Genomic DNA, 10,444 nt, shown 5'->3' with positions numbered 1-10,444 from the left:
AAGCCGGCAGTAGCCGGCTTTTTTATTACGACTAATTGTCGCCATCACTTTTGCTTTTTATATGGCATGTTATGCTGCAATGATGATGTTTTTGATTTTCTTGTTTTGAGACCCCTATGAGTAACGACTGGACTAATAACGACCCTCAAGCCGCAGCAGAAGCGGAAAAATACAGCAACCCTGTACCAAGTCGCGATTTTATTTTGCAGTTTATGCAAGAGAAAGGCGCACCGATTGGGCATGCGCAGCTGTGTGACGGAATGGGTGTGTTAGACAGCGAAAGTCGTGATGCCGTTTTCTTTCGTCTTAAAGCGATGTGTCGTGATGGTCAGCTCATGACCAATAGGCGTAAAGAGTTCGCGTTGATGGACAAAATGTCTTTCATTAAAGGGCGAGTGATTGGGCATCGAGATGGCTTTGGCTTTGTTAAGCCTGAAGATGGTGGCAACGACCTGAAATTAAGCCCAAGACAGATGCGTCAGGTTTTCGATGGGGATCAGGTTTTAGTTCAGGAAACTAACGTCGATTTTAAAGGTCGTCGTGAAGGCAAGATTATTGAAGTTGTGGCGCGTAATACACGTAAACTGGTGGGCCGTTTCAGCGGTCAAGAGGGCTTTGGTTACCTGCGTCCAGAAAATCAGCGCATCACCCAAGAAATAATGATCGTTCCGGATGCTGACTACCCATTAGCGTATAAAGATGGGCAGTTAGTCGTTGCAGAATTAATCAGCCAGCCAGGTAAGCGTGATCTACCGCAAGCTAAAGTTGTTGAAGTGTTGGGTGATCATATGGCGCCCGGTATGGAAATTACTGTGGCAATTCATAACTATGAAATTCCCCATGAATGGCCGGATCAGGTTCGCCAAGAGGTGGGTGATCTTTCAGCAGAAGTAGAAGAAAGTGCTAAAGGCAATCGAGTTGATCTGCGTGATCTGCCTTTAGTCACAATTGATGGTGAAGATGCGAAAGATTTTGATGATGCCGTTTATGCTGAACGTAAACCGTCTGGTGGTTGGCGTTTATGGGTAGCAATTGCAGATGTCTCTTGGTATGTCAGACCTGATTCAGAGCTAGATAAAGAGGCCTTTCAGCGAGCAAACTCAACTTACTTCCCTGAGTTTGTGGTGCCGATGTTGCCGGAGTTACTTTCTAATGGGTTGTGTTCATTAAACCCTGAGGTAGATCGTTTAGCGATGGTGTGTGAAATGACCATCAGCGATAGCGGCAATCTATCGGGTTATAAGTTTTATGAGGCGGTGATTCGTTCCCATGCGCGTTTGACCTACACGAAAGTGGGCAAAATGCTGATGAGCTCGGAAGAGGGAGAGTCTAAGCAGCTGAGAGCGCAGTACGGGCATGTTGTTCCGCATTTAGAAGATCTATACGGCTTGTATTTCGCGTTGCGTAAAGCACGTAACATTCGTGGTGCGATAGATTTTGAAACCACTGAAACACGTATGGTGTTTGGTGAAGAGCGTAAAATCGAAGAGATTATTCCTGTACATCGTAATGATGCGCATAAATTGATCGAAGAGTGCATGCTGTGTGCAAACGTGGCGACTGCACGCTTCCTGAGTAAGTTGAAAATTCCTGCTATTTATCGTGTTCATGAAGGGCCTAAAGAGCAGAAGCTAGAAAACCTTCGTGCCTACTTAGGAGAATTAGGTCTGAATCTTGGTGGCGGTGATAAGCCAGCACCTAAAGACTATCAAGAATTAGCTGAGTGGATTGAAGATCGACCTGATCGGCATCTTATTCAGACAATGATGCTTAGATCAATGCGCCAAGCGGTCTATAGCCCTGATAACCAGGGGCACTTTGGTTTGGCTTACCCTGCATACACGCATTTTACTTCACCCATTCGCCGTTATCCTGATCTGTTGGTACATCGTCTTATCCGTGCGGCAATACATTCAGGACAAGATGATAAAGCGATAAAAAGACCGGATGATTTTGCAATCAATCAGGATTTTGTTTGCGAGTATTCTATGGCTCAGCTGTTAGAGCTAGGTGAGCATTGCTCTATGACTGAACGCCGTTCTGATGATGCAACACGTGACGTGGTTGCTTGGCTCAAATGTGAATACATGCAGGAGCATGTGGGCGATGAGTATGAAGGTGTCATTGCCGCGGTAACAGGGTTCGGTGTTTTTGTTGAGCTGGATGAGTTGTTTGTCGAGGGCTTAGTACATATAACAGCCTTGCCGGGTGATTATTATGTATTTGACCAAGCTAAGCAGCGTCTAGTGGGCGAGAGAACACGTAAAACGTTTAAGCTGGGTGATCGTCTAAGGGTTAAAGTGGTTCGCGTTGATCTTGATGAGCGAAAAATAGATTTCGAGCTAGCAGAACAGAAGAAAGTTAAGAAAAAGTCTACACGCGAACTGCTGGCTGAAGGCAAGCTTGATGCCCCAAGTGATAAGACAAAATTACCCGGTCATCGCCATGAGTGGGGAAATCGTCCTGCAGGTAGTGAAGATAAGTCACACCCAAGGAAAGGCTCTAAACGAGCGGAGTTAGCTAAATCCCGTAAGCGAAAGGAATCTTCATCTGAGCGCCCGTCTTCGGGTAAGGCTACAAGCAAGGCGCAGCCTGCTAAGCGTGTTAGACCTGCAAAGAAAGGTGCGTTGTCACCCGCTGAGCAAGAGCTGATGGCTTTCAATGGTGGCGGTAAAGGGCAGAGTAAAAAAGCTAAAAAGCGAAAAGCGACAGGGAAAGGAAAGCCTAAGTTAAAAGGAAAGCAAAAAGGATTGAAGGTTAAGAGCCCTAGCCGTTAGTTAAAAGGATTGGATAGGCCAGTATAAAGGTCTTTGATATAATTAAGGCAATACGAGATTCCATTGGAACCGCTTTTAATGAAAGAGATTATTTTGCTCAATATTTCAGGTGAAGATAAACCTGGAGTTACATCTGCTATCACTCATATTCTAGCCCAGTATCAGATCAATATTTTAGATATTGGTCAGGCGGTTATTCACGACACTTTGTCGTTGGGGATATTAATTGAAGTGCCAAAAGAGGCAGAATCATCTCCTCTTTTGAGGGATATTCTATTTAAGGCTCATGAGTTAAATATGAATATTCGCTTTCAGCCGGTTGAAGAAGATAATTATGAAAGTTGGGTGGAGGGTCAAGGTAAGTCACGACATATCATTACCTTGCTTTCACGCAAGTTGAATTCAGGTCATATTGCGCGTGTTACAGAGATCGCTGCAAATCATAGTTTGAATATCGATAATATAAATCGCTTGTCCGGGCGAGTAAGTCTGAATGATACGACTGATCAAACCAAGGCTTGCGTAGAGTTTTCAGTGCGTGGTGCACCGGCGGATACGGCTAAATTACGATCCGAGTTTTTGGCGGCGGCCAGTGATCTTGATGCGGATATAGCGTTCCAAGAAGACAATATCTATCGCAGAAATCGTCGACTGGTGGTGTTTGATATGGACTCGACACTTATCGAAGCGGAAGTAATTGACGAACTTGCTAAAGAAGCGGGTGTTGGTGATCAGGTTTCTGAAATCACTGAAGCTGCAATGCGGGGTGAGATCGATTTCAATGAGAGCTTTAAGCGCCGTATGGCGTTGCTTAAAGGGCTTGATGTCTCAGTTCTGGATGATGTGGCTCGACGCCTGCCAATGACTGAGGGCGCTGAAGAGTTAGTGTCTAACCTTAAAGCGCTTGGCTTCAAAACGGCGATACTCTCTGGTGGGTTCAATTACTTTGCTGCACAGTTGCAGAAACAGTTAGGCTTTGATTATGTTTACGCTAATGAACTTGATATTGATGATGCGGGTAAAGTGACTGGTGAAGTAAAAGGTGTCGTCGTGAATGGTGAGCGTAAGGCTGAACTGTTGCGCGAGATTGCCGAAAAGGAAGGTATTCGTTTAGAGCAAACGATTGCTGTAGGAGACGGTGCTAATGATCTGCCTATGCTTTCTATTGCGGGTTTAGGTATCGCATTTCGAGCGAAGCCATTAGTGAGAGAAAGTGCAAAGCAAGCGATCAGTACACTTGGGCTGGATGGGATTTTGTACTTAATTGGATTTCGGGATCGAGATAGCTTGATAGATAAAGCTTCTTAGTTTGTTGAAAAAGGCTACTCACTAAAAGTAGCTTTTTTTGCGCTTCTTGCCATTTATTCGGCAAAGAAATCGTAATCCATATTTTCCTGAGGTGGCTGTAGGTAGAAACCTTGAACATAATCTACTCCGGCCTTCCACAATGAGGCCATCGCTTTTGTATTCTCCACAAGCGGGGCAATGGTTGTTTTGTCTAAGCTGGCAAGCTGCTGGACCAAATTGAAAAACTGCTCATCCTGTTCTGGGTCTTTTCCAAGGTCTTGTATATAGGAACCATCAAGCTTGACGTAATCAGAACGAATCATCGCTAAGACTTCATCGGAATTAGGTGCGCTACCAAAGTGCTTAATACACACTCTGCAATGGATCTGGTGAAGCTTTTCAGTGAACGCTTGTGCTTGTCTTGGTGATATAGCGATGTCTGACTCACTAATCTGAAAAACGAGTTGATCGGCAGGGATCTTGTTCTTTCTCAAAACGCCTGATAGCCACGTAAGGAGTTTGGTATCACTGAGTGCATGAGCTGAAATGTTAATGAACAGAGTGTTCTTTGCGTCGTTATTAAGTGTTCTCTTGAGCTGTTTAAGGCTTTGCTCAATTACCCAGCGATCTACTTTAATAGCGGTTTCTGAATCGCCGATAGCGCTCATGAATTCATTAGGCACGAGTTCGCTCTGGTCATCTTTAAGTAAGCGAAGAAGGACTTCGTAATTCTGTTCTGCTCCATCTGCTGTTAGGTTAACAATTGGCTGGAAGAGGAGTTTGAACTCTTTTTTCTGAATAAGCTGACGTATCTCTTCAAATTCATCTTCATGCTCTTCTAAAATCGCAGCTTCTGGAACGTGAAGTCTTACACCATTACCGCCATTTTCTTCCTCTCTTAATGACTGTATAGCCGATTGTGCTCGTTTGATTAGTTCATCTTGAGGCGGTGTGCTGTCATTAATAATTGTAATGCCTATAGAGCAGGTAGATTGCACTTCCACCCCAGCCGTCGTCGCGCAGGTGCTCGCAATTTTGTTACATAGCTTTTCTGCAAGTGCTTGTGCTTTCTCTACGTTGGGATCTTTGAAAACAATGGCGAAAGCATTCTCAGCCGGATGAGTTAGCAGATGGACCTTGTTCACCGTTTTGCGGAGAACGACAGAGATCTCTTTGATCAGCTGATCGCTGCCTTCATGTCCAAGTTTGGCTCTAATTTGTTCAAGTTGATCAAGCTCAATATAAACCAATGAGCAGTCGTGGCCACCGCGCAATGCTCGCTGAGTTATTTGTTCAAGTTGTTTCTGTAGATGGGCTTTATTAAAAAGCCCCGAGATATAGTCTAGATCTTCGCTGAGAAGCTGGTGTGAATGTTGTTCGTCAATTCTGAATAAAATGCGCACAACGGAATTGCCATTCATTTCAATCGGCGATAACTCGATATTAGCCGAAAATTCTGAGCGGTCACCGCGTTGGGCATTAAGTTGTAATATGAGTTCGCTTAGGTGCTCAGTTTGTAGGTAGCTAAGTTGTTCGGTTAGCTCTTCTTTATCTTCAAGGGTGAAAAAGCTGGTAAGAGGTTTTTTGAGAGCTTGTTCTTTGCTATCGAGTCCAAAGAGATCAAGGAAGCTATCATTTGTATAAATGAGTTGGCCTTTGTCGCAGCAGATAATTGCGTTTTTGGAACTTTCCATTAATTGCTGGGAGCGTTTCTCTAAATCTGCAAGAGCGGCTTCAGCTGCGCGTAAGCGGCGGCGATGGTCTAAATGATCAAGCTCGCGTCTTATGTTTATTAATACAAGCTCTTTCTCATCCAGCGGTACCACTGCCTGGATATGGTTTTTTAGTCCTTGTAGTAATAGGTGGCTGTCTGAGCTAGGGATGATCTGTATGACCGGAATGTCTTTATCTAAGCGTTTTAGATGGCTTATGGCTTGCTTGGAGCTAAAGTTGCCTCTGTCGATGGTGCATAGTACTAAATCCCATGAGCGCTCGCTCAGGGCGTCTAAGAACTCCTGTTCTGTCGCAACCTGCTTTCCACGAGGTGAGATGCGAGAGGTTCTTAGTAGGGTAATGATGGGGGCTGTTTCTTCGGCGGAGAGTCCAAGAAAAAGTAGTTGTACGTTTTTACGCAGGCGTTGTTTGCGTGGCTGACCACTGCCGTATTTTTCTAATAGCGCATTACCATCTACTTCTATGACTTGTGACATATGGGGCTGAACTCCTGAGGCCATATTCCTTTTTAATACCGGTCAAGGTGATCTGCTCTAGAGTGTATATGAGCATTAGTCGATATTATCCGTTTTAGCGTGATATGTCGCGCTAATCGATATAGCAGTGTCAGATTTTAGTATAGAAGCTGAATATTGGCGATGAAAGTCTTGAGTGGCTGGGGTAGGAGGATTCGAACCTCCGCATACTGGTATCAGAAACCAGTGCCTTACCGCTTGGCGATACCCCAACAGTGTTAGGCTAAATAACAACATTAAATTAGTTGCTAGGCCTAGTGCCAACTGAGCAGAAGCTTTAAGTTGGAAAGATCATCTTTTTGAAGGTGCTAACTCGAATGTTAGCAGGAGATAATAAACGCAGTGGTAATAGCGGTACGATAGGCGTATAGCTCTATATTGCCACTGCTTAACTCGAAGAGTTAATGTTTATTAGTGGCTGGGGTAGGAGGATTCGAACCTCCGCATGACGAGATCAAAACCCGTTGCCTTACCGCTTGGCTATACCCCAGCAATGTCTGAAGAAATGGTGGCAATAGCGGGACTCGAACCTGCGACCCTCGCATTATGAATGCGATGCTCTAACCAACTGAGCTATATTGCCAACGCTTCAGAGGCGCGCATTATTCTCTTTTTACGTTTTTGTGTCAACACTTTAAGTGAGAAAAATCATAAAAAAATGAATAAAAAAAAACCGGCACTAAATGCCGGTTTTTTTTGCTTATTTTTTGTTCAGACGTTGAAACGGAAATGAACCACGTCGCCATCTTGTACAATGTAATCTTTACCTTCTAAGCGCCACTTTCCAGCGTCTTTAGCGCCGTTTTCACCATTGAACTCAATAAAGTGATCGTAGCTAACAACTTCGGCGCGAATAAAGCCTTTTTCGAAATCTGTATGGATTACGCCGGCTGCTTGAGGTGCTGTAGCACCAACTTTTACAGTCCAAGCACGTACTTCTTGAACACCTGCGGTTAGGTAAGTTTGTAAACCTAATAGATTGTAACCTTCACGAATTACACGATCGAGGCCAGGTTCTTCCATGCCAAGATCTGCTAAGAATTCGTCACGCTCATCATCGTCTAGTTCAGATATCTCAGCTTCTAGTTTGTTGCATACCACAACAACGCCGGCATTCTCTGAGTCCGCTAGCTCACGTACTTTATCTAGATGAGGGTTATCTTCAAAACCATCTTCATCTACATTGGCAATGTACATGGTTGGTTTAACTGTCAGCATGTGGAAGTTTTTAACGATAGCCATATCGTCATCATTAAGTTCCAGGCCACGTACAGGTTTGCCCTCTTCTAAGTGAGGAATAAGGCGCTCTAGCATCGCTTTTTGGGCGACTGCTTCTTTATCGCCGCCTTTAGCTGCTTTCTGAAGACGCTGAAGCTGTTTTTCTGCTGAATCTAGATCAGCTAAAGCTAGCTCAAGGTTAATAATTTCGATATCAGCCAGTGGGTCGATGCGGTTCGCAACGTGGATAACGTTTTCATCTTCGAAACAACGTACTACATGCGCAATGGCATCAGTTTCACGGATGTTGGCAAGAAACTTATTGCCCAGACCTTCACCTTTGGATGCGCCAGCAACTAAGCCCGCAATATCAACAAATTCCATTGTTGTTGGAATAACGCGTTCTGGGTTAACAATCTCGGCTAATTTATCAAGGCGAGGATCAGGCATTGCGACAGTGCCCGCGTTAGGCTCTATCGTGCAAAATGGGAAGTTTTCGGCGGCAATGCCGTTTTTTGTTAACGCATTAAAAAGTGTGGATTTGCCTACGTTAGGCAGGCCAACGATACCGCATTTAAAACCCATGATCGATTCCTGTTTATTGAAACTAGCTAGCTGAGAAACTGTGTAACTGGTTCATAGCTTTCGCCCAGTCACCTGTGAGGGCAAGCTCCAAATAGCGTTCAGCTTCATCGCTTGCTGCAAGCGTTGCGTCACGTTCCTTTATTGGAGCTTTATTTAAAACAAAACCGCTAACTTGGCTACTGTGGCCGGGGTGGCCGATGCCAAGGCGTAAGCGATAAAAATTCTTATTGTTGCCAAGCTTACTTATGATGTCACGTAAGCCGTTGTGCCCGCCATGTCCGCCGCCTAACTTGAAACGCGCGATACCGGGAGGAAGATCAAGTTCATCGTGTGCGACTAAAATTGACTCAGCTGGTATTTTAAAAAAATTAGCTAAAGAGGCAACAGATTGACCGCTTAGGTTCATAAATGTGGTCGGCACTAAGAGGTGGACGACAGAACCATTGATCTGAGCTTTAGAATAAAGCCCGTGGTATTTCTTTTCTGGCTTAAGAGGGGAGAGATGCCGAGCAGCAAGCTGCTCGACAAACTCAGCACCAGCATTATGACGAGTTTGTGCATATTTATCGCCAGGATTACCTAAGCCGACAATAAGCTGGATCTTGTCTTTCATACTGATGCTCTACCGATTACTTAGTTGCCGCGAGGTGCGTAAACGTAACCGATACCTTGATCGTGATCACCGCCACGACGTAGAGATACGATCTCAACACCTTCAGGCAGAGTGATGTCAGACAAGTGAAGAACGCCATCTGAATCGCATGCAGCTAGGTCAACAACCAAGTTTTCTGGAAGGTTAGCTGATGTGCACATGATTTCTACAGTGTTCTTCTCTGCTGCAAATTTGCAAGCTGCTTTAGATGCAGGAGAACTTTCAAAGTTAGCAAATACAACTGGAACAGTGATTTTGATCAAGTTGGATTTTGTTACGCGCTGGAAGTCAGCGTGAAGCACTACTGGCTTAGCTGGGTGACGCTGTAGGTCTTTAAGAATAACCTGCTCTTCTTTTCCATCTAAGTTTACAGTCAAGATAGAAGAGTAGAACGCGTCGTCTTCAAGAAGCTTAACAAGCTCGTTATTTGCTACAGAGATAGCAGTTGGTTTTTTACGCTTGTCACCACCATAAATGATAGCTGGAACAAGGTTTTCGCGACGTAGGCGGCGGCTCGCACCTTTCCCTTCGTCGTTACGTGCAACTGCATTTACTACAAAGTTAGACATTTTAATACCTTCAATAAATAAGTCGTAAAACCTTGCGACCAGGTTTTACAATATAGCGCCCTGTTAAGAGCAAAATGCCCGCGTGTTACGGCGAGCGCTTTATCGGCACAATGTTCTGTAAAAGTTAACTTTTAACGGAACATCGCGCTGATAGATTCTTCATTACATACACGGCGAACAGCTTCAGCAAGAAGCGGAGCCAGTGTAAGCTGACGAATTTTGTTGCAGCCAGCAGCTGCTTCAGAAAGAGGAATTGTGTCGGTTACAACAAATTCATCTAAATCTGAATTCGTGATGTTGCTGACGGCTGGGCCGGATAGAACTGCGTGGGTTGCATAAGCAACAACGCGTGCAGCGCCATTAGCTTTAAGCGCTTTCGCAGCTTTGCATAATGTACCAGCTGTATCGCACATGTCGTCTACAAGAACGCAGGTACGACCTTCAACATCACCAATAATATTCATTACTTGTGATTCATTTGCGCGTTCACGACGTTTGTCGATGATAGCAAGATCACAATCTAGTTGTTTGGCAACAGCACGCGCACGCACTACACCACCTACGTCAGGTGAAACAACTAAGATATCTTCATACTCTTGATCAACGATGTCATCAAGAAGTACAGGTGAACCGTATACGTTATCTACAGGAACACTAAAGAAGCCCTGGATCTGATCGGCGTGTAGGTCGACTGTTAATACGCGGTCAATACCGATCGCGTCCATCATGTCTGCTACAACCTTCGCAGTAATCGCAACACGTGCTGAACGTGGTCGGCGATCTTGGCGTGCATAACCGAAGTAAGGCACTACCGCGGTGATACGTGAAGCAGAAGCGCGGCGAAGAGCATCAGCTAACACAATCAATTCCATTAGATTGTCGTTAGTTGGAGCGCAAGTAGATTGAATGATGAAAACGTCTTTTCCTCGAACGTTTTCTTGGATTTCAACGCTTACTTCGCCATCACTAAAGCGACCAACATTTGCTTTACCCATAGGGATATCAAGGCGATCAACTACTTTTCGCGCAAGTTCCGGGTTTGCATTGCCAGTGAAGACCATCATCTCGGACACAGCGTGCACCTTTTCGATTGTAATTTGTTCGGAA

The 10,444-nt window shown here is 44.7% G+C and carries 7 protein-coding genes and 3 tRNA genes; 2 read left to right on the top strand and 8 right to left on the bottom strand.

Annotated features, from left to right (window positions below):
* Positions 1–116: 116 nt before the first annotated feature.
* Both rnr and serB read left to right on the top strand, forming a co-directional pair.
* Positions 117–2,777, top strand: coding sequence for a ribonuclease R (gene rnr, locus B4K11_RS00920; RefSeq protein WP_292956457.1), 2,661 nt, complete (start codon positions 117–119; stop codon positions 2,775–2,777).
* Positions 2,778–2,855: 78 nt separating this feature from the next.
* Positions 2,856–4,085, top strand: a complete 1,230-nt coding sequence (serB, locus tag B4K11_RS00915; protein ID WP_292956460.1) for a phosphoserine phosphatase SerB — start codon at positions 2,856–2,858, stop codon at positions 4,083–4,085.
* A 53-nt stretch (positions 4,086–4,138) separates the two neighbouring features.
* Here serB and B4K11_RS00910 read toward each other — a convergent pair whose 3' ends face one another.
* The 8 genes from B4K11_RS00910 to B4K11_RS00875 all read right to left on the bottom strand — a co-directional run bounded on the left by B4K11_RS00910 (position 4,139) and on the right by B4K11_RS00875 (position 10,410).
* Positions 4,139–6,274, bottom strand: coding sequence for a sensor domain-containing phosphodiesterase (locus B4K11_RS00910; protein WP_292956463.1), 2,136 nt, complete (start codon positions 6,272–6,274; stop codon positions 4,139–4,141).
* 176 nt (positions 6,275–6,450) lie between these two features.
* Positions 6,451–6,525, bottom strand: a tRNA-Gln gene (locus B4K11_RS00905).
* A gap of 203 nt (positions 6,526–6,728) precedes the next feature.
* A tRNA-Gln gene (locus B4K11_RS00900) sits at positions 6,729–6,803 on the bottom strand.
* Between the two features lie 16 nt (positions 6,804–6,819).
* A tRNA-Met gene (locus B4K11_RS00895) sits at positions 6,820–6,896 on the bottom strand.
* 128 nt (positions 6,897–7,024) lie between these two features.
* A complete protein-coding gene (ychF, locus tag B4K11_RS00890; protein WP_292956466.1) occupies positions 7,025–8,116 on the bottom strand; it encodes a redox-regulated ATPase YchF in 1,092 nt (363 codons plus the stop codon).
* Positions 8,117–8,138: 22 nt separating this feature from the next.
* Positions 8,139–8,729: an aminoacyl-tRNA hydrolase gene (gene pth, locus B4K11_RS00885; protein ID WP_292956469.1), complete on the bottom strand. Its 591-nt coding sequence runs from the start codon at positions 8,727–8,729 to the stop codon at positions 8,139–8,141.
* 20 nt (positions 8,730–8,749) lie between these two features.
* Positions 8,750–9,337: a 50S ribosomal protein L25/general stress protein Ctc gene (locus tag B4K11_RS00880; RefSeq protein ID WP_292956472.1), complete on the bottom strand. Its 588-nt coding sequence runs from the start codon at positions 9,335–9,337 to the stop codon at positions 8,750–8,752.
* A gap of 131 nt (positions 9,338–9,468) precedes the next feature.
* Positions 9,469–10,410: a ribose-phosphate pyrophosphokinase gene (locus B4K11_RS00875; protein ID WP_292956475.1), complete on the bottom strand. Its 942-nt coding sequence runs from the start codon at positions 10,408–10,410 to the stop codon at positions 9,469–9,471.
* Positions 10,411–10,444: the final 34 nt, after the last annotated feature.

The sequence above is a fragment of the Neptuniibacter sp. UBA6509 genome (genome assembly GCA_002435145.1).
Taxonomy (GTDB): domain Bacteria; phylum Pseudomonadota; class Gammaproteobacteria; order Pseudomonadales; family Balneatricaceae; genus Neptuniibacter.
The sequence above is the reverse complement of the archived record's forward strand: the minus strand, read 5'-3'. Positions and strand labels throughout refer to the sequence as shown.

Coding starts and splice junctions, on each gene's coding strand:
- rnr (WP_292956457.1), top strand. CDS start 117: ATGAGTAACGACTGGACTAATAACGACCCTCAAGCCGCAGCAGAAGCG.
- serB (WP_292956460.1), top strand. CDS start 2,856: ATGAAAGAGATTATTTTGCTCAATATTTCAGGTGAAGATAAACCTGGA.
- ychF (WP_292956466.1), bottom strand. CDS start 8,116: ATGGGTTTTAAATGCGGTATCGTTGGCCTGCCTAACGTAGGCAAATCC.
- B4K11_RS00910 (WP_292956463.1), bottom strand. CDS start 6,274: ATGTCACAAGTCATAGAAGTAGATGGTAATGCGCTATTAGAAAAATAC.
- pth (WP_292956469.1), bottom strand. CDS start 8,729: ATGAAAGACAAGATCCAGCTTATTGTCGGCTTAGGTAATCCTGGCGAT.
- B4K11_RS00880 (WP_292956472.1), bottom strand. CDS start 9,337: ATGTCTAACTTTGTAGTAAATGCAGTTGCACGTAACGACGAAGGGAAA.